This window comes from Paenibacillus sp. FSL H8-0079, from assembly GCF_037991315.1.
Taxonomy (GTDB): domain Bacteria; phylum Bacillota; class Bacilli; order Paenibacillales; family Paenibacillaceae; genus Paenibacillus.
Genome location: NZ_CP150300.1, coordinates 1,687,969 through 1,705,751 on the forward strand (window position 1 = coordinate 1,687,969; position 17,783 = coordinate 1,705,751).

Here is a 17,783-nt window from a genome sequence, read left to right on the forward strand (position 1 = left end):
GATCGCATGACGTTGTGAGAAACCACCCGCGTCCATTTCCCCAGATTGAGGCGTGCGAGTAGACTGGAATGACAATGGAAGATGAGACTGTACAGACCATTCTTCCGCAAGGATACTCATTGAGATCAGGTCATAATGCATGCCATCCCGCAAAACTGCAGAACGCTGGCGACCCTCTTCCCGAAATCCGGCTTTTAGGTACGCACGTCTAGCCGCTTCATTGTATTCAATGACTTCCAGCGCAATCCGGTTCAGGTTCAATTCGTGGAAGCCATACCGAAGAATCAGAGCCAGGGCGTCGCTGCCGTATCCTTTACCCCGATCATTCTCTTCGCCGATACCGATAGCCAGACGAGCGGAGCGATTGTTCCATTCGATCCGGTACAGGGCCGTGAAGCCAATGAATCGGTTACCCTCCAGTGTACGTAATGCAAATTCAAAACCGTTGTCTCGGCGGACAGACGAGGAACCCGTTTCATCTGGCGTTAACGGAATAGCGATATCGGTATCCATGTTGCGCAAATATTCGTAATCGTCTGTGAAACGGGAGAGACGCATGCAATCTTCCGGGCATGGAGCCGCGAGCCTCACTTTGGAACCATGAAAACCATTTAAATGACGTGGAGCCATGTTGCACCTCTTTTGTTCGATATGAAATCAATCGTTTCTCCCCATTATACTACGAACAGGAGCGGATACCGAAAAATGGCATCAAAGGAGCTACACTCAGGGGAAAAGACCATAAAAAAAAGCAGCCATCGGGGGCTGCTGTACATTCATTATTTCAAATCATTCAGTAAATTTTTCATTTTTTTGTAGTGTCCACTGACCCGATCGACCATGTAGTTATACATGAGCTGATTCTCCGAGAGATTCGCCATTTCCTTGTCAATGTCAACGTTATTGTTGTTATTGTTCATGGCTGTGTCGTTGTTCTCGACAATTCGGTACTGTACGATGGAAGAATTGGGATCACTGATAGGAAAGTGTTTGTCATGAGTCCGTTTCATGGCGAGCTGATCTGTTTTGCCATTTTCAACGATACGTCTAAGCTCTTCCTGAAACTCTACTGTTTTCTTTTTGTAGTTGGGCGTGTCTGCATTGGCAATGTTATTGGTGATGGCATTGTGTTGTGCAGTCAGTGCCTGTAACAGTGATTCGTTACGTCTTGTCGTATTGGTTTCGATCACGGGCTCAGTCTCCTTCACTGCAGATTATACAGTTACTTCTATAATAAAAAATAAAGTTGTACACTGTCAACAAAATCAAAGAAAAAGACAAGCACATGTCGGAGGTCCCCTGAATAGAAGAACCCTGCCTTCATGATATCTTGTCTTAGACTTCGCCCTCATAGATCAGCCATTGAACAGCCTCTTAGGAGGGACGATTGATGTTTTTGCCGTAATAGATCTCATCCATCTCCAGCTTCAGCCACTCGGTAATCTCCTGTTGTTCCTTCTTGCTCAGCTTATCCTTGGTGTACCCAAACAGATAATTGTCGAGATCGAATTCCCTCAGTTTACACTTGGTATGAAAAATGTTCTCCTGATAGACGTTCACGTCAATCATGTCGAAGCTGCTCTTGATCTCGTCCGGAATATAATTCTGAATCGAGCCGATCTCATGGTCAATGAACAGCTTACGTCCGCTCGTATCCCGCGTGAAACCACGTACCCGGTAATCCATCGTCATAATGTCCGTATCAAACGAGTGGATCAGATAATTCAGCGCCTTGAGCGGTGAGATCTCACCGCAGGTGGAGACATCGATGTCTGCACGGAAGGTACTGATACCTTCACTGGGGTGAAACTCAGGATAGGTGTGAACAGTGATATGACTTTTATCCAGCTGCATAACGACGTTATCTGGCAGAGGGCCGGGAGATTCATCGAGTGATTCCTCGGGGATCTCCACGATCGGACCTTCGGAGACCAGCATCGTCACACTCGCACCTTGAGGCACATAATCCTGCTGCGCAACATTCAGAACATGAGCCCCAATGATGTCAGAGACGTTGTTAAGAATTTTGCTCAGCCGGGCGGCGTTATACTGTTCATCAATATATTCAATGTAAGCTTCGCGTTCGTCTTTGGTTTTGGTATAACAAATATCATACATATTGAAGCTGAGCGACTTGGTCAGGTTGTTAAATCCATGCAGTTGAATGCGCTGCTCTGGCGTAATTGTCATGGTTGCAGTTCCCCTTATCCCATACGACATATCATCGCAGTTATAATACTACTTATACCCAACCTGCCTCGAAAAAAAACATATGTACGTCATTCGAAATACGATTCTCCTCTGATCACAGCTATGCATGAAAGGACTTCAGATAATCTACATTTTTTCAGAATGAAGAATCGTCGAAGTCGGCAATATCGTTCATGCGTTCATCCTCAGCTACCGATTGGATATCCTCTGAAGTGACACTGATGATCGTATAGTCCTCATTCTGCTCTTTCTTCACGGCTTTTTCCTTCACAAAACGCGGACTGCCTTCCCCGGCATCTTCGTCATAGACGAGCAGAAGACCGTCGCTTTTACGCAGCAACAGGTCATCCCGTGCAGTGAACTGCCACGGCCCGATATAAGGTTGATTGCTAATCGCACCGTAATAGTCCACACCCGAGAGGATGGAACGGTAATACTCCTGCTTGTCTTCTTTCCATTGCTCCTCCGGGTTCTGAAAGGCAGTGATGATCGATAGCTTCAGATGCGGATACGTCTTCTTCAGATCAATCACCACTTCGCAGGCCCACAGGTCCACACCGTATTGTCCCGGGGTTAGTACCCATTCCAGACCATCCTCGACAAGGGGTGTGAGGCGGGAGGAGATGGCCTTTTTGATAAAAGGAATACCTTCATGCTTTTGTCCAAAAATCTGCAATTCATGTGCCCGGTAACCGGTGATTAACAGGTTTTTCAGTGTCCGTTCCTCCTTTCAGGCATATATAACGATGCAGTTATTTCGCGGGTGGAGTTTCTGCACGGAACGGATACAGGAATGGCTTCGGAATATCCGTCTCAAATGACATCAGTTCATCGGTTGTCGGATGAATAAACGAGAGTATACGTGCATGAAGTCCGAGACGGCCGAGGTCTCTTGTACGTGCGCCGTATTTTCTGTCACCCGCAATCGGATGTCCGAGATCTTCCATATGCACACGAATCTGATTTTTGCGACCTGTTTCCAGGCGCACTTCAAGCAGGGAGAACTCCCGGTTCGACTTCAGTCGTTTGTAATGCGTAATCGCATGTTGTCCATCATTCGGACGCGAGCTGGAGTACATCTTCAGCGTTTTGGTTTCCTTCAGCCAGGAAGAAATGGTACCTTCTTCTTTCGCTACCGAACCTTCAACAAGAGCGACGTAGACGCGATCCTGTACATTTTCTTTCCAGTTGTTTTGCAGCTTCTGTTGTACCTCTTCACTTTTGGCAAACATCATGACACCTGACGTATCCCGATCCAGACGATGGACGACAAAAATCCGGTTCAGCGGATTGGTGCGGCGCACATGCTCTGTCAGTTGGCGATAAGCCGTCAGGTCATCTGTCTTGTCAGCAGCAATGGACAACAGTCCAGCTTCCTTACGGATCACAATGATATCATCGTCTTCATGCAAAATGTTAATGCCTGTCAAGGACGGAGCAGCGACTGCACCTTCTTTTCTAATATATACAATCTGGCCTGGCGTCAGCGCCTCATTAAACTTGGTTACGACTTTCTGATCCACGGATACCTGTCCGCGACCCAAAATGGATTTTACCGCATTACGTCCCGATTTCAGATGTTGCAGCAAGAAATTCAACAGTTCATCCGGTTCCGTTACTTTGTACTGGCGCGGTGGTTCCTGCTTGCGATAATAGGAATTGCCCGGGCGTTTAGAAGCACTGGCGTTTTTGGATTTGTTGCCTCCGGCTTTCTTGGGCGCGGCCGACGATTTCGCGGCTAATGGCTTCTTGTTCTCTTCTGTATTGCGTGATGCGGAAGCACCAGCATATGATTTCCCCTTGGCCGAAGCCGATGTTTTGCCTGTTGGACGTTTGCGTTTATTCATGAATAATAATCTCCTTCTGAACAGCCTGTACCGCTTGTGTGCATACGATCCGTTCATTTCGTTATGCAGTTCAATATACCACTAACAGTCGACAAATAAAAATAGGTTCATGGAATCTGCTATACATCCAATCCGAAGAGTTGTGAGATTCATAGGATATGGTATCCCATAGCATTGGAGGTGTTACTCATGGGCGTGTTTCTCGATATGAGAACTTCGATGAACTCGGGAACCGTAGGACAGCCCGGAATATCTCTAGGTCCATCCCCGGAAGCATTCGGCGCGATTGGTCTTCAGACACAGGGCGTGGCGAATCCCATTATTACGTTGAACGGGACAGTAGGTGTTACTGGAGAACTGGGAGATACCTTTGTTGTGGAGCTGGTACGGGGATTCCTATATGATCCCTTCTATGTCATCTACCGTGCTGAAGGTACGGTTGGACAGAACGGCGGTGCCGAATTTCATTCGTTCACAGCTCAGGATCTGTCTGCACCACCAGCAATGGAAAGCGTGTATACTTCGTTCATCTCGGGGGTGTCCACAGCAGTAAGAACCGGGCCGGAATTGTTTTATGGCATTGCAGCCACCAACTAGTTGTGAAGGACGTAATGTGAGAACAGCAGAGTGCTTCAATATCGCTTCGCCCACGGCAGAGTTCGCTTCATACCCAGAAACCAAGAAGTATAAGGCAATGTAGCGATAGGTTTCGACTAGCGCTCAGCATGAACCCCCCGGCTCAAGGAGTCGGGGGTTTTTGTCATACAAGCATCAGTACATCTCAATGTAGCTCGCTCATCTGAAGGAGGTGTCCGTGTGGATCAGTTGGCGCGACCCTTGAGAATGATGTTGTTGGCTTTGCCAAAGTCGATGGCAACTTTGCCTGCGAGTGCAGCTGTTCGCTCAGCAAGAATAACGGCGTTAACACCACAGGAGAAGAGAGCAACATCAAAGGTATCTTGATTTGCCTGAATCCACTCAAGCGTATCCTCCTTCTGATCATAGCTGTCGAAGGGCAGTGCAGTCACAATGTTCAGATGATACGGCTCACGTTCAAGCGTGGCACGCAGTGCCTCAACCTCACGGGTAACGAGAAGCACTCGCTTGCCTGCAAGCATCTGCCAGAAACGCGGGTTCTGCACCAGCTCCCGATTGACACAGGCATGACAAGTCAGTGGAGGAGAGATGCCAAAATGTGCAAACACCATATCGGTCAGGGGTCTTTTGAGATAATCCGGAGCGTTAATGGTGCTATCACCGCGGGGAAGAATGCCGACGATATCGGCCCGTTGCAAGGAAGCCGCGACCTCATCCCGTAGCTGCGGGTTGGGAAGGCTCAGTCCTTTTTGTCCTAGATTGGCCTTAATGGCCCAACGCTCCTGAAGAACCTGTTCTGTGGGCCATACGGTTTCTTGAGACATGACGATATTCTCGCCATCGCCAACTCGCACCAGAGAAAGAGGACGCTGTTCAAGAAGCGCCGCTTCAAGCTGATCAAGCACACCTTCCATTTCAAGATAGATCGAATTCATTCCAGTGGTTGCCCCCTTTGAAAATTGAACTGCTCTATTCTATGTTGCGGCTACAGTAACGATATGTACGTTCGACCCGCAGGGCACCATCTTCAAGTGTATATCAATCTATTTCATTGAAAGGTAGTACATCTGTCGTTACCGCTTCTATCAGCGATTCATATGTTATAGAGTGCTGGGTTGGTGAGCGGGATGTTTCTCGTAAGCAATCAGTCAGGTAGAAGAGGTTTTCGTAGAAGACGGTATCATCACATTGAAAAAGGTCTGTATCCGGTAAACGGAATTTGCAGCGTTCATGAGGAGGAATGTTATGTCCAGGAAAGTTGTGATTGAGATTAACTTCAACAATTACGGGATGGACCCGCAGCGATTGACGCGGGAATGGCTGGAGCGTCGGATGAGCATCTTCCGCACGTTCACATTGCATTGCCTGAAGGCACAGACGAATCAGGATTTCCTAACGGTGGTGAAGCTGTCCAAGGAATCGGGGGACTTGATGCAGGAAATTCTGGCAAGTCAGGAGCCGCTTCCTTCCAATATTCGTTTTGGAACCAATATCGAGAGTGTGCGTGCCATTCTGGCATTTGCCGAAGGTGCGGAGCAACTCTATATTGCCCGTCTGGATTCGGATGATCTGTACCATAAGACTTTTGTTCAACAGCTCTACGATATTCAGCCACAACCGCAGACGATGGCCCTAATTAATCAGAATGGTTATCTGTGGGATAGCGTGAATAATGAGATGGCCCCGGCATTTCACCGTTCTCCGCAATTCTATGTCTACTTGTACCAAACGACCGAATATGCAGCGGGGTACCGGGTGAAGCTTCCGGGCAGGGGTACACATGGCAATGTCATCGAACTGCTTCACGAGCTGCTTGCTCCGCGCAATTATGTCAACATCGTGCATTCCAATAATACTTCAGTCAAAAGGGTACCGCCCAATGACCGGTTAAGCCGGGATGAGATGGCACAGGTATTACGCGAATTCATGATCTGAGCTGGGAGGGATTCATCCATGATTCAAGGACAAACGATTCTGATCACCGGAGGAACAGGCTCCTGGGGTCAAAAGCTGACCGAGGTGCTGCTGGAGCAGGACCCGGCTGAGATTCGTCTTCTGTCACGTAATGAATACGCCCAGATTGCGATGCAGCGTGAGTTCAACCATGACCCGCGTCTGCGATTCGTCATTGGGGACATCCGGGATTATCGGGCAGTGGAAGATGCGTGCAAAGGCGTAGATGTGCTCTTCCATCTAGCTGCGTTGAAGCATGTTCCAGTCTGCGAGGACCAGCCAGATGAAGCGTTCAAGACCAATGTGATCGGGACGCAGAACATTATTCGGGCTGCGATCCGCATGCAGGTTCCCAAAGTCATTGATGTGTCCACCGATAAGGCGGTAGATCCGATTAACGTATATGGCATGACAAAGGCCTTGGGTGAAAAAATGATGATTCGCGCCAACTGGCTGAGTGAAGGCACTCGGTTTGTCTGCATCCGCGGGGGCAATGTGCTTGGAACCAGCGGCAGTGTCGTGCCTTTGTTCCATCGTCAGATCGATGAAGGCAAGAGCCCGACCATTACGGACAAAGGCATGACCCGCTTTTTCCTAACGCGTACCGAAGCCATACATCTACTGCTTAAGGCGGCTGAGGCGGCGGTGGGCGGGGAGACGTTTGTGATGAAAATGAAAGCTTGCAAGATGACGGAACTGGCCTCCGTCATGTTGGAACAGGCAGGTCGTCCATCCTTCGATTATAAGGTGACAGGCATACGTCCAGGCGAGAAATTGCATGAAGTGCTCATTTCGCCCTATGAAGCACCGCGCACGTACCAATACGATGCGCAGTATTATGTCATCCTGCCTGAGCATCAGGACAAGGGACTGACCGATCAGTACAGTAGCCTGTCTCGTGTGAACTTCTCCGAGTATCGTTCGGACAGTGCCATGATGAACAAGCCAGCGATCGCCCGGTTTTTGCGTGCAGGCGGATATATCGACTAATGGAAGGGAGGTGGAGCGTTTGGAGGTGGAAGGAATGGAAGAGAATCATCAGCACAAGCAGCACGAAGGAAAAGAAGAGTTACAGCAACGCAAACTAATACAACATATTAATGACCGCTCCCTGAAGGCTGTCGTCATTGGTCTCGGTTATGTAGGTTTACCTATGGCCGTGGAGATGGCACAAGCAGGTTATCAGGTTCATGGGATTGACATCGATACCTCCAAGATAGCGAAGCTGACCGCCGGGCATTCGTATGTCATCGGTATAGAAGATGATGTCCTGCAGTCTCTGATGCAGGCAGGCTTATTCGCGGCAAGCACTGATTATGCAGCAGTGGAGCAAGTCAATATCATTGTCATCTGTGTGCCGACTCCGCTGACCGCCGAGCATCAACCGGATATCTCGTATATTTCGGCAGCGGTGGATGGCATGACTCCTTATCTGCAGGAGGGTAGCCTGGTTATTTTGGAAAGCACGACCTATCCGGGCACGACGGAGGAACGCGTGAAACAACCGATTGAAGCGGCGAACGGCTGGCGAGCTGGAGAACAGTTCTACGTCTGTTATTCTCCAGAGCGGGTAGATCCGGGCAGTGTGAATTATGGTGTGAAAAATACCCCGAAGATCATTGGCGGCTCTACACCTGCCTGTCTGGATTATGGTAAACAGTTCTACGGCTCGTTCCTCAATGAAGTTGTGCCGGTCAGTTCAACGACGGTAGCGGAGACGGCGAAGCTGTTCGAAAATACGTTTCGCAGTGTCAACATTGCACTCGTGAATGAGCTGACTCCGGCCTGTGAACAGATGGGTGTAAACATCTGGGAGGTGCTGGGTGCGGCGGCAACCAAGCCATTTGGTTACATGCCATTCTATCCAGGTCCCGGCATAGGCGGACATTGTATTCCAATCGATCCGATCTATCTGTCCTGGGCTGCAAACCGGCAGGGGTCGGAGCTGCAATTCATCCAGCTGGCAGATGCAACCAATCGGCAAATGCCAGAGAGAGTGGTGAAGCGTGCAACGGAGCTGCTGGAGCAGAATGGTGTATCTGTTCAGGCAGCGCATGTTGTTCTGGCGGGTATGGCTTATAAAAAAGACATCGACGACTTGCGCGAATCGCCAGCGCTGGACGTCTTCCGGCTACTGAGCGCAGCGGGTGCAGAGGTGATTTTCACCGATCCAATGGTGCCTGTCTTCCGTAAGGATGACGGTACGATGCTCCAGTCTCGGCCTGCTGCGCCAGAATTGTGGACAGGGGCTGATCTGGTGATTATCACCACGGATCATTCGGGATTCAATTATCAGGAGATGGCGGATCATGCGAAGCTGATTTTTGATACACGCAATGCAACGGCCGGATGCCACGGGGGAAATATTGTGGTGCTGGGCCAACCTGTTCGGCAAGGAAAAACGGGAGAAGTCTATGGCAAATTATGACCGGGTGAGTGAACGCTATTACGGCGAAATCAATTCGGAAGATTCTCATGAAGCAACCCGGACACGCGTCCACTGGATGTGCCGCGAGACCACAGGTAAACGCATCCTGGATGTTGGTTGCAGTCAGGGCATTACGTCCATTTTGCTGGCGCGTGAAGGATTTCGTGTAACAGGGGTCGATTTGGAAGAAGAAAGTATCCGATACGCGCAAGCCGAGCTTGCTAAAGAGTCCAAGCCAGTTAGGAACAATGTGGATTTTCGAATGCTGGACATTACGCAATGGAAAGTAAGGACTACCTTTGACACGGTGCTGCTTGGAGAAGTGCTGGAGCATTTTGCTCATCCGGAGACGCTATTGGTGCAGATTCATCGGCTGTTGCAAGAGGATGGGACGCTGGTTGTGACTGTGCCGTATGGATATCACCCGTTCTATGACCACAAGCAGACCTTCTATGCAGGAAGCCTGGCGATGTGTCTAATGCCGTATTTTGAAGTCTTGAAACTGGAAGTTCATCATAAATATCTATGTTGCGTGGCCCGCAGACGGCAGAATACACAGCTGCATATGTCGCCAGAAATGGATCAATTGTTGGAGTGGATGGAGCTGGATCATATCCATTTTGCTGAGGTGGAACAACAGCATCTTCGCGTAATGAAGCAGCGCAAGAAGGTACTGGACAGTGCGGTGGAGCAGGTGAAACGTCTTCGCCGTCAGGGGAGTGGGGAAGTGTAGTGGTGAAGGTATGGACAGGGCGGGGAACAGGACAGATACAGCGGTAAGGGGGAGGTTAGAGCCAAAGCCAAGGATACTTTAACTGTGTTGCAAGTAAATGGAGCATTTCTATTCCAAACTGCTGATAAGTGTGAAGACAGAGCTACTCTATGTTCTAACGAATCTCACACGTCTTATGTTGGTGATTTTGGAGAGGGGAAGAATGTAACGAATCTAGGCGGCGCTATTTCATCCGGTAGCTGCTATAAACGACCAATGGTTGCCCTAAAATGCGAGAATAGCGCGCCTCAGATTCGTTAGATTTTCCAATTGGCTGAAATGCACAAAATAGCTTCACCTCAGTTCGTTAGCCACGGTGAAAATGATATGTGTTTTTTATTGAACTTTGAGAATTGTGGTACTTGTACCAATACTAACTTCTAAATACCAATGCTAGTACTTTGTTCGAAGTATCTAGTCAATGAAAGAACAAACCCGTTATGAAATTTCGCAATACGCGTACGACAGGAAGGGGCTCAAAACGTGATCACCATCAGTCTGTGCATGATTGTGAAGAACGAGGAACGCACGCTGGCACGCTGTCTCGATTCGGTTGCTGGCATCGCGGACGAGATCGTCATCGTGGATACCGGTTCATCAGATCGTACGATGGACATCGCTGCGCAGTATACCGACCAGGTCTACACGTATGAATGGAAAGAAGACTTTGCCGCAGCGCGGAATGAGTCATTCGCCAAGGCCACGCAGGAGTATATTCTGTGGCTGGATGCGGATGATGTGCTGCTGCCCGCGGAACGGGCGAAGCTTGCGGTGTTAAAGCAGCAGTTGCCGTCTGAGGGGGAGACGGCGGCTGTGATCTTGAACTACACGCTGGCCGAGGGGCCGGAGGGAAGTCCGCTCGTGACGGACCGACGCCTTCGCCTGGTCAAGCGGGATGCCGGGTGCCGCTGGCATGGCCGGCTGCACGAGCAGCTCAGCTTCCCGCCGAGCGGGGTCATTACGGCAGATATTGCCGTCACGCACCGCCGCGAAGCGGGACATCATTCGGCGCGAAACGTGCGCATTCTGCGCAAATGGATCGCCGAAGAGGGCGTAGCCCAAGGTCGCCTGCTGTTCTATTATGCAGGCGAATGTTATGACCGCCAGCGTTATGCGGCGGCGGCACGCGGGTACGCGAAGCTGCTGGAGCAGCCGAGCGGTTACCGCGAAGATCGTCTCATTGCCTGCGCGCGGCTGGCGGAATGTCATGAGCGGCTTGGCGAGCCGGGCCGTAAGCTTGGCGCATTGCTGCAGTCGTTCCAATATGACCTGCCCCATGCCGATTTTTGCTGCGCCATTGCGGCTTGCTTCCATGAACGGCAAGAACCCGTCTCGGCGATCTATTGGTATATGCAAGCCGTAGACGTGAGCAGCCGCGATCCCGGTCTGCGCCCGGTGCCCGTGGCTTGCCGCACCTGGCTACCACATGCCCGTCTTTCCCTATGCTATGCCCATCTGGGCAACTGGGAACAGGCACTGATGCATAACACCAAAGCCCGTGAGTATCTGCCGAACGATCCCGGATTGCTTGCCAATCGGCAGAAGCTCGAAGTGGTGGTGCGCAAGGAGATAAAGGAGCGGGAAGATCGTGGTGAAGTGTCACCTCGCAAGTAGGGAGACGAACTGGGACAGATGAGTACAGAAGGGTTTGAAGCGGATTAGGAAATAGGGGGAATAGATTGAAGTAGAAGTGAAATAACAACAAAAACTAATTCGTTGCTGGTAGATGCGATAGGGCGGATCAGTGAAAATAAGCGTTGAGTGGAAATAGAGTGTAAGGCACAATTGCGAGCAGAAGCAGAAGCAGAAGCAGAAGCAGAAGCAGAAGCAGAAGCAGAAGCAGAAGCAGAAGCAGAAGCAGAAGGTGCTTATGATTAAGCGGTAGAATAGATGTGATAGATAAGTTATGTGCTGCCTTATGTTTAAAGTTCTATAGTACGAAGTTGTTAGTGAAAAAGCATATCAAACCACCAATGAAGTATAAGTAATTATACGATAACATGTAGAACAAGCGTAGCCCCGCTTAACCGAAAGAGTCGGTGAGTGGGGCTTTTAATGCTTCACGTGCCGCGTGTATCTCCTGCCATGGTGTAATGAAAGTAGCATTTGGTGAAATTTTCACAAGGCATACAGAGCGTTGGAACTTCTGACATGCGGTGCAGTGAGGATTACTCATCAAGATGAGACCTCGAGTGTTCAGAGCCGTCATATTAGCGGCTAAGTTGTTTTATTTTTCGGGTGCCAGGCATCGCACAGACTGATCTTTCATCCGTAAGCTCTTGCACGCCCAGCCCCATCCATCATATATTTCGTCATCGATGTTGAGGGTGATGGTCTCATCCGTATATTCATTCCAGTTTTCAATCCGGAGTGTGTTTTCACTTTCCCATTCAAGATGATTATTTCCGTGGGGCTCGGCACGATAGATCGTTTTTACTGTGGAGTCCTCAGGGGCATTCGTCTTCTTCACATCGACCCACATCGTAACCCCGCCTGCCGCACCACCATAGGGCACACCATAAATCTCGGCGGTATATTCACCGTTCCGCGAAGGCATGGAATAGCTCAATTCTCCTTTCTCAGAACGGTCAAACGTGGAGAAGTAAGGACGGAGCCAGAAATACAGGAATACGGCGGCAAACAGTACAAGAATCAACAATGTAAATGTAATGAGAATTGGGTGTCTACGTATCCAAGGTTTGCGAGAATTTGTATGGGATGAACTTGAATTAGCTTGAGTCTTTGAATCCATAAGGTTGAACCTCCAATTGTAGCTTACAGTGAAATTTGCTTTGCAGGAATATAAATGTCCATTTCTCCGTAGTGGTCCTGAGCCAGACTGCCATCAATTCTTTCAAAATAGTATGGATCACTCTTCTCATACCCCGAATGGCCCTGCCAATATTCATCAATAAATGTCCAGACACTGTCCAAGTGATCAATATTGATGAGACTTGGATGGAAATCACAGACGAATTTGAATACGGCATACTGGTTGGCCGGGACCTCAATTCCGTCCAGCTCTTCAGGGACATGATCTAGACTAGTTACTTCTACAGACGGCTGGTATGTACTGTAATCCTCATTAATCTCATTGGTAAATCCAATATATACGTTGGGTTGCAACACGTTAGGAATCGAATGAAAGTGTTTTTCAAAAAAGTCGTTGCCTGCTGAATTAGCTTCATAGTGCTCTTCATTGTCTGCATACCGAATGTGGGATCGTTGCCCAATGAGTTTCATGGCCGGTTTTCGTACATATGTTGGTTTGAAAATATATCCATATGGAAGCATTGTGATCATGGATGAAGTCATGCGGGCTGTGAATTCAAGATCTCCAGCTCCCTGTTTGCGATATTGCAAAGGTGTGATGCCGAAGGCTTGTTTGAAAGCACGTATGTAGGATTGTTCATGTTCAAAAGCATAATGTCCACTGATATCGATAATCTTCCAGTTCAGATTCACCAATTGCTCCAGGCTGCGTGCCAATTTGCGTGAGCGAATGTATTCTCCAGGCAGTTGTCCGCTCACATGTTTGAACATGCGATGCAGGTGGAACTTGGATATATGAGTCACGGATGCCAGATGATCCAGCGTTAATTTGTCTTGAATATGATCTTCTATGTAGTCGAATAGCTTATCCAATGTATTCAGCAAATCATGTTGCATAGCGATCTCCTTACTTCTGATAGTACTTACAGCAAGAAATGTTCATTTTTTCCTTATCACCGATGATATCATAACCAAGTACATAATTTAATTACAAGATTGGAGAAACCATCCATGTTTGCTGACAAAAGAACTTATACGACGTTAGGCATGCTAACTCGATTATGGACATTAACAGGCAAGTACCGAATGTTCATCATCCTGTTGCTTTTTGCCGCATTTATGGTTTCCCTGATTGAGGTCGGATATCTGGAATCGATCCGAAGATTGGTCAAAGGCGCTACAGAATCGAAGTTTCCGTTACTCTACTCAGGTTTGATCATAGGCGTATCCATTGTCGTATTACGATTGATTGTAACCGTATTCATGACGTGGGTCGAGACGTTATTTCAGCAAAAGACACTATTGTCTATGCAGTCTCTATTGCTCAAGTCCCTTGGCATCACAGAGACGCGTGATCTGGCAAACTATCATACGGGGGATCTATCTTCCAGGGTTTGGACTTCTGCCAAGGAAGCACAAAAAGGGATAAATCAACACGGCATTGAACTTGCAAAAAATGTGATACAACTTATTCTTGCTTTTGCTTATTTCAGCTGGGTGAGCCTGCCATTGTCATTGGCTATTATTGCATTCACATTGATCTATCCTCTTGTAACGGTAGGACTGGGTAGACGTCTGCAACGACAACATGATCAGTTGAATGTCAGTGCGGCGTCAAGAGATGAGATGCTGACTGAAATCATTCAAGCCCCTGTGGAGATCCGGAGCTATGGACTCGGGGGTTCTGTGCACCAACATTTTAAAGATCGAATGGATCGAGTGTTCAGACATACGATGTCCGTATCTGTGTTACAACGTCTTTCGGAGGCAGCCGGACGGGTCTCGACGTATGGTGGCATGATTCTGATTCTCTATCTAGGCGGCATGCAGGTGTTGAATGGACATATGGATGTGGGAGGTTTGGCGGCTTTTTTGGTGGCAAGCAGTCAGTTAACTCGTCCGATTGAGTCTCTGTCCGGTTTGTGGAATGATTTTATCGGTTCAGCTTCTCATGCGTCCAGGGTCTTTGAAGTTCTGGATCTGGAGAAAAAGAACACGGATGCTAATACTAGTACCAATGCATATGTACAACGATCCGAACCGGGTTCAGGTGAACTTGTGAAGCAATCTAAACCGAATGGCATTAAGGTACAGCACGTGTCTTACAGGTATGCAGAGCAAGAAGAAGTGCTAACGGATATTTCTTTTGTAGCCACGAAAGGAAAGCTCACTGTAATCACTGGGCCAAGTGGATGTGGAAAGACCACGTTATTGGAATTAATAGCGGGATTAGATACACCTGTCATTGGTTCGATCCAGGTAATGAATCAGAAGAATTCATCAAATGATACGCAAGAAGTTAAAGCAGAGCATCTCAATCAGGTATATGTTCCGCAACAATCCTTTATTTTCACAGGTACAGTGGAAGAAAATATTGTTTTTGGACAAGAGGGGATATCTGCCGATCAAGTAAAGGTTGCGGCCCATATGACGCATGCACATGACGCGATTATGCGTCAATCGCTCGGCTATGGGACAGAGCTTCAGCCGCAAGGCGGGACGATGTCGGGTGGTGAGCTTCAGCGTATTAGTTTAGCCAGAGCGATGCTGAGGAACCCGGATATTCTATTGTTGGATGAACCGACGTCATCTCAAGACCCGTGGCATGAGCAACGATTGAATGATCTCTTTGCCCGAATCACTGCTGACAAAGGCACAACGGTTATTGCAGTTACTCATCGATTATCGCTGATCGAACGGGCAGATCAGGTCATCTATATTCAGAAGGGACGCGTCGAAGATACGGGGACTCATCGTGAATTGCTGGATCGTGCAAACGGATATCGAAGCTATATTACGGAGCAGGATACGGAAGTGGAGGGACAGCATGAGTAACAAGAGTGAAACCGTAGCGTATGCCGATAAGGTTGAAATGAAGAGCAGCCATGAGAAGCGTGGAGCAAACGAAATGAAAGAAGATAATGAAATAGATACTGGACATAAAACGGATGAAAATCATGTTCCAGATGATCCAAAGCAAGTTGTATCACTGAGAACAGTGTGGCCTGTTATTTTCCGTTGGATGAAGCCTTATGGATTAGCTGTAGCGATCTTGCTCATTTTTATCTCAGCAGATGCGGTCTTTGATTGGGGACTTGCCTTTGTACAGGGATTCTTCGTGGATGCTATTCATGATGGGGGACAGGAACAGCTTAATGCCACCGCAATAATTTTCATCGCCATTTTGGCAGGATTTATTGTATTGCTCGCGATGCATCGTTATGTACTGGTATGGCTCAAGGAGTCCCTGTACAGAGACATGTCTATGGACTTGCTGAAGTTATTAAACAGGATGCCTTATGCGTGGGTTCGCAGACAGAAGTCCGGAGATGTAATGCTTCGCATCAAAGAAGACACCAAGCATGGTGCAGAAGTGGTCGAGGCCATTGCAGAGGGTGTTACGGTTGTATTCATTATTATATTATCACTGGGATACTTGTATAAAGCCGATGCATGGGTTGCAGTTATCGCCTTAGTGAGTGCAGGGATAATTTGGTTCACGGCGAGGTTGTATGATCAGCGAATTGTACATCTGTCCGATGAGGTCGAATCCAGAGAAGGCGAGTCACAACAGCAGATCCAACAGTACGTTGAAGGAATCCCAGTGATTCAGATGTATGATGCTTCACCTTGGTTTCTCGCTCGATTTCGAACACAACAGCAATCACTGAATCGTGTTCAGGCCAAGTTGCAGATGACTTTGAGCATGTCGGATAACGTGGCGATGGCGGTATTTGGTTTGGCTCAGTTGGCAGCGTTGTTTCTAATTGGTTTGTCAGCAGCTAGAGGAACCTTGTCTCCGGGTATGGTTGTTGCAAGTAGTCTGCTGTTCGAATTGGTGGTGTGGCCCGTGCTCGGCTTGTCCAGCCAGTGGAGTCAGATGCAAGCCAGCGTGGGCGCATTTGGACGTATCTCTGCATGGTTGAAATTGGCGGAGAACAAGAAGACAGACGCAACCAGTACTAAGCAGGAGACGCGTGCACAGGGAAGTTTTGACCAAGATCAAGGGTACACACAACAAACAGCATATCAAGAGAAAGAAATTGCTATGCTACGTCTTCAACAGGTTACAGTAATAGATGATGACAGTGGTCGGAGGATTCTGGATCAGATTACGCTAAATCTGGTTCCAGGTGAATTGGTTGCGGTAGTTGGTGCCAGTGGTGCAGGCAAATCTACACTATGCCAAGTGTGCGCAGGGCTGATCGAGCCAACAAACGGAAACGTATTGCTGGGTGATAAACATGTTGCAGAGTATATAGAGATGGATAATAAATCTAGACTGACGTATATGCCGCAGACACCAACTTTTTTTACAGGAACGATCGAGGACAATATCCGTCTCAATATAGACGCTACGTTGGACAAGGTAAAGCTTGCGGCAGAGCAGGCAGGTTTGCATGAATTCATTGAGGCCAATGAAGAGCAATACGCTGCGATGTTGCAAGAGAAAGGGGCCAATCTATCCGGAGGCCAGCAACAGCGACTATCGCTTGCCAGACTCTTTATGAGATCATCCGATCTGTATATTCTGGACGAACCAACGTCATCATTGGATATTCAGACAGAACAGAACGTAATGAATCACTTGCTGAACTTTATGAAAGGCAGAATAGGATTACTTGTCACACATCGGATGGAGGTCGCTCGTCAGTGCTCTCGTATCCTTGTGATGGAGCATGGCCGAATTGCCGAGGATGGAACGCATGAACAACTGATGCAGAGGAAAGGATTGTATTATCGCATGAATGTTAGAGGCGCTGCTGCAAATGAATGAACCTACTTTGAAGAAGGCGATGGATACGTTAGATTTCTTGAGTCAGGATCGGGAAGCACGTCGTTTGTATGAAGAGCGGCAGAAGTATTTGCATGACGAAGCTTCCATGATTGAATGGGCTACGGAAAAGGGCATAGCTAAGGGATTAGTGGAAGGGGAAAAAAGAAAGGCGATTGAGATTGCAAAAAACATGCTCTCATTTGGAATTGAAGTTTCAGTTATTGCCAAAACAAGTGGTCTAACTGTGTCTGAAGTTGAGGCGTTGAAAGATTAGAAATACCACCAGTGTGAAACAGTTATTGTATGACTTAATAGTTTTGTCAAAATTAAATGCAATCGTTTTGTCCAACTAGGGCAGGACGGTTGTTTTTATTTTAATGAAGAAGCTTCAAACGTTTTACAGTAAAACGCGGTTGCTCATTCGGG

16 protein-coding genes and 1 pseudogene are annotated in these 17,783 nt (G+C 48.1%); 9 read left to right on the forward strand and 8 right to left on the reverse strand.

What is annotated here, in order from left to right; genetic code table 11:
• Positions 1-141 precede the first annotated feature (141 nt).
• The 5 genes and pseudogenes from MHI06_RS07480 to MHI06_RS07500 all read right to left on the reverse strand — a co-directional run.
• Positions 142-630, reverse strand: a pseudogene (locus MHI06_RS07480) (GNAT family protein); the annotation flags it as partial.
• 149 nt (positions 631-779) lie between these two features.
• Complete coding sequence (gene flgB, locus MHI06_RS07485) at positions 780-1,190, reverse strand: flagellar basal body rod protein FlgB (protein WP_062833196.1); 411 nt, start codon at positions 1,188-1,190, stop codon at positions 780-782.
• Between the two features lie 184 nt (positions 1,191-1,374).
• Positions 1,375-2,190 carry an adenosylmethionine decarboxylase gene (speD, locus tag MHI06_RS07490; RefSeq protein WP_036610662.1) on the reverse strand — a complete coding sequence of 272 codons (816 nt, stop codon included), beginning with the start codon at positions 2,188-2,190 and terminating at the stop codon, positions 1,375-1,377.
• A gap of 157 nt (positions 2,191-2,347) precedes the next feature.
• Complete coding sequence (locus MHI06_RS07495) at positions 2,348-2,926, reverse strand: DUF1273 domain-containing protein (RefSeq protein WP_340402076.1); 579 nt, start codon at positions 2,924-2,926, stop codon at positions 2,348-2,350.
• Between the two features lie 37 nt (positions 2,927-2,963).
• Positions 2,964-4,058: an RluA family pseudouridine synthase gene (locus MHI06_RS07500; RefSeq protein ID WP_340401008.1), complete on the reverse strand. Its 1,095-nt coding sequence runs from the start codon at positions 4,056-4,058 to the stop codon at positions 2,964-2,966.
• Positions 4,059-4,247: 189 nt separating this feature from the next.
• On the opposite strand from MHI06_RS07500, the gene MHI06_RS07505 reads away from it, so the two are divergent.
• Positions 4,248-4,655 carry a hypothetical protein gene (locus tag MHI06_RS07505; RefSeq protein WP_169479071.1) on the forward strand — a complete coding sequence of 136 codons (408 nt, stop codon included), beginning with the start codon at positions 4,248-4,250 and terminating at the stop codon, positions 4,653-4,655.
• A 224-nt stretch (positions 4,656-4,879) separates the two neighbouring features.
• Here MHI06_RS07505 and MHI06_RS07510 read toward each other — a convergent pair whose 3' ends face one another.
• Positions 4,880-5,590, reverse strand: coding sequence for a GT-D fold domain-containing glycosyltransferase (locus tag MHI06_RS07510; protein ID WP_340401009.1), 711 nt, complete (start codon positions 5,588-5,590; stop codon positions 4,880-4,882).
• A gap of 310 nt (positions 5,591-5,900) precedes the next feature.
• Here MHI06_RS07510 and MHI06_RS07515 point away from each other — a divergent pair, with 310 nt between their 5' ends.
• The 5 genes from MHI06_RS07515 to MHI06_RS07535 all read left to right on the forward strand — a co-directional run bounded on the left by MHI06_RS07515 (position 5,901) and on the right by MHI06_RS07535 (position 11,422).
• Positions 5,901-6,590, forward strand: a complete 690-nt coding sequence (locus MHI06_RS07515) for a glycosyltransferase (protein WP_340401010.1) — start codon at positions 5,901-5,903, stop codon at positions 6,588-6,590.
• A gap of 18 nt (positions 6,591-6,608) precedes the next feature.
• On the forward strand, positions 6,609-7,598 hold the full coding sequence (locus tag MHI06_RS07520) for an SDR family NAD(P)-dependent oxidoreductase (RefSeq protein WP_340401011.1): 990 nt from the start codon (positions 6,609-6,611) through the stop codon (positions 7,596-7,598).
• Positions 7,599-7,623: 25 nt separating this feature from the next.
• Positions 7,624-9,036, forward strand: a complete 1,413-nt coding sequence (locus tag MHI06_RS07525; RefSeq protein ID WP_340402077.1) for a nucleotide sugar dehydrogenase — start codon at positions 7,624-7,626, stop codon at positions 9,034-9,036.
• Positions 9,023-9,769, forward strand: coding sequence for a methyltransferase domain-containing protein (locus MHI06_RS07530; protein WP_340401012.1), 747 nt, complete (start codon positions 9,023-9,025; stop codon positions 9,767-9,769). The genes MHI06_RS07525 and MHI06_RS07530 overlap by 14 nt, the downstream gene beginning before the upstream one ends.
• A 522-nt stretch (positions 9,770-10,291) precedes the next feature.
• Complete coding sequence (locus MHI06_RS07535; RefSeq protein WP_340401013.1) at positions 10,292-11,422, forward strand: glycosyltransferase family 2 protein; 1,131 nt, start codon at positions 10,292-10,294, stop codon at positions 11,420-11,422.
• 613 nt (positions 11,423-12,035) lie between these two features.
• Here the strand turns inward: MHI06_RS07535 and MHI06_RS07540 are convergent.
• Both MHI06_RS07540 and MHI06_RS07545 read right to left on the reverse strand, forming a co-directional pair.
• Positions 12,036-12,560 carry a DUF5412 family protein gene (locus tag MHI06_RS07540; protein ID WP_340401014.1) on the reverse strand — a complete coding sequence of 175 codons (525 nt, stop codon included), beginning with the start codon at positions 12,558-12,560 and terminating at the stop codon, positions 12,036-12,038.
• Between the two features lie 23 nt (positions 12,561-12,583).
• The gene (locus MHI06_RS07545) at positions 12,584-13,477 is read right to left on the reverse strand and encodes a helix-turn-helix domain-containing protein (protein ID WP_340401015.1); all 894 of its coding nucleotides are present in this window, start codon (positions 13,475-13,477) and stop codon (positions 12,584-12,586) included.
• 114 nt (positions 13,478-13,591) lie between these two features.
• Here MHI06_RS07545 and MHI06_RS07550 point away from each other — a divergent pair, with 114 nt between their 5' ends.
• Genes MHI06_RS07550 through MHI06_RS07560 form a run of 3 tightly spaced genes read left to right on the forward strand, consistent with a single transcriptional unit; the run spans position 13,592 to position 17,631 of the window.
• Positions 13,592-15,415 carry an ABC transporter ATP-binding protein gene (locus MHI06_RS07550; RefSeq protein WP_340401016.1) on the forward strand — a complete coding sequence of 608 codons (1,824 nt, stop codon included), beginning with the start codon at positions 13,592-13,594 and terminating at the stop codon, positions 15,413-15,415.
• Positions 15,408-17,357 carry an ABC transporter ATP-binding protein gene (locus MHI06_RS07555; RefSeq protein ID WP_340401017.1) on the forward strand — a complete coding sequence of 650 codons (1,950 nt, stop codon included), beginning with the start codon at positions 15,408-15,410 and terminating at the stop codon, positions 17,355-17,357. Before MHI06_RS07550 ends, MHI06_RS07555 begins: the two co-directional genes overlap by 8 nt.
• Positions 17,350-17,631: an Rpn family recombination-promoting nuclease/putative transposase gene (locus MHI06_RS07560; RefSeq protein ID WP_340401018.1), complete on the forward strand. Its 282-nt coding sequence runs from the start codon at positions 17,350-17,352 to the stop codon at positions 17,629-17,631. Before MHI06_RS07555 ends, MHI06_RS07560 begins: the two co-directional genes overlap by 8 nt.
• Positions 17,632-17,783: the final 152 nt, after the last annotated feature.

Coding starts and splice junctions, on each gene's coding strand:
- speD (WP_036610662.1), bottom strand. CDS start 2,190: ATGACAATTACGCCAGAGCAGCGCATTCAACTGCATGGATTTAACAAC.
- MHI06_RS07500 (WP_340401008.1), bottom strand. CDS start 4,058: ATGAATAAACGCAAACGTCCAACAGGCAAAACATCGGCTTCGGCCAAG.
- MHI06_RS07505 (WP_169479071.1), top strand. CDS start 4,248: ATGGGCGTGTTTCTCGATATGAGAACTTCGATGAACTCGGGAACCGTA.
- MHI06_RS07510 (WP_340401009.1), bottom strand. CDS start 5,590: ATGAATTCGATCTATCTTGAAATGGAAGGTGTGCTTGATCAGCTTGAA.
- MHI06_RS07515 (WP_340401010.1), top strand. CDS start 5,901: ATGTCCAGGAAAGTTGTGATTGAGATTAACTTCAACAATTACGGGATG.
- MHI06_RS07520 (WP_340401011.1), top strand. CDS start 6,609: ATGATTCAAGGACAAACGATTCTGATCACCGGAGGAACAGGCTCCTGG.
- MHI06_RS07530 (WP_340401012.1), top strand. CDS start 9,023: ATGGCAAATTATGACCGGGTGAGTGAACGCTATTACGGCGAAATCAAT.
- MHI06_RS07540 (WP_340401014.1), bottom strand. CDS start 12,560: ATGGATTCAAAGACTCAAGCTAATTCAAGTTCATCCCATACAAATTCT.
- MHI06_RS07545 (WP_340401015.1), bottom strand. CDS start 13,477: ATGCAACATGATTTGCTGAATACATTGGATAAGCTATTCGACTACATA.
- MHI06_RS07550 (WP_340401016.1), top strand. CDS start 13,592: ATGTTTGCTGACAAAAGAACTTATACGACGTTAGGCATGCTAACTCGA.
- MHI06_RS07555 (WP_340401017.1), top strand. CDS start 15,408: ATGAGTAACAAGAGTGAAACCGTAGCGTATGCCGATAAGGTTGAAATG.
- MHI06_RS07560 (WP_340401018.1), top strand. CDS start 17,350: ATGAATGAACCTACTTTGAAGAAGGCGATGGATACGTTAGATTTCTTG.